The sequence below is a fragment of the Streptomyces cahuitamycinicus genome (assembly GCF_002891435.1).
GTDB classification, from domain to species: domain Bacteria; phylum Actinomycetota; class Actinomycetes; order Streptomycetales; family Streptomycetaceae; genus Streptomyces; species Streptomyces cahuitamycinicus.
In genome coordinates this window covers 1-550 of the sequence record NZ_POUC01000950.1, presented here as the reverse complement: position 1 = coordinate 550, position 550 = coordinate 1, and the positions used below count along the sequence as shown (strand labels likewise).

At 70.0% G+C, this 550-nt stretch carries 1 protein-coding gene; it reads left to right on the top strand.

What is annotated here, in order from left to right; translation table 11 throughout:
• Nucleotides 1–140 precede the first annotated feature (140 nt).
• Nucleotides 141–542: a phytanoyl-CoA dioxygenase family protein gene (locus C1J00_RS48690; RefSeq protein WP_102914281.1), complete on the top strand. Its 402-nt coding sequence runs from the start codon at nucleotides 141–143 to the stop codon at nucleotides 540–542.
• Nucleotides 543–550: the final 8 nt, after the last annotated feature.

The window sequence follows — 550 nt, the reverse complement described above, 5'->3', positions numbered from 1 at the left end:
TACGAGCTGAGCGCTAGTCTCGTGGGCTCGGAGAGGTGTATAAGAGACAAGACCCGCCTCCGCCAGCTCTGCGGCCTCGACGACTCCGGCCTGTGGCAGCTCGCCACCACCCTCACCGGCACCCCGAAGGAGATACCGGCATGAGCACCCCGCTCCCACCCGTCGCCCCCGACGCCGGCACCATCAACGCCTTCGAACGCGACGGGTACGCGGTCGTCCGCGACGCGATCACCCCGGACCTGCGCGACCGGCTCCTGACCGCCGCCGAGAAGCTGCTGGCCAGCGACATCACCCAGGGCCGCGACCGAGGAGGCGACGGCAAGGACGGCTTCCGCGGATGCCTCAACCTCGACCCTGCGTTCCTTCCGCTCCTCGCCAACCGGGCCGTCCTGCCCACCGTCGTCCAGCTCCTCAGCCCGAACATCCACCTGCTGTCGGCCCACCTCATCGCCCTGCCCAGCGGCCCGCCGCGCACCATCCGCATCCCCGGACGCCACGGCTGGCACCGCGACATGTACGGCCTGTCCCTTATACACATCTGACGCTGCCG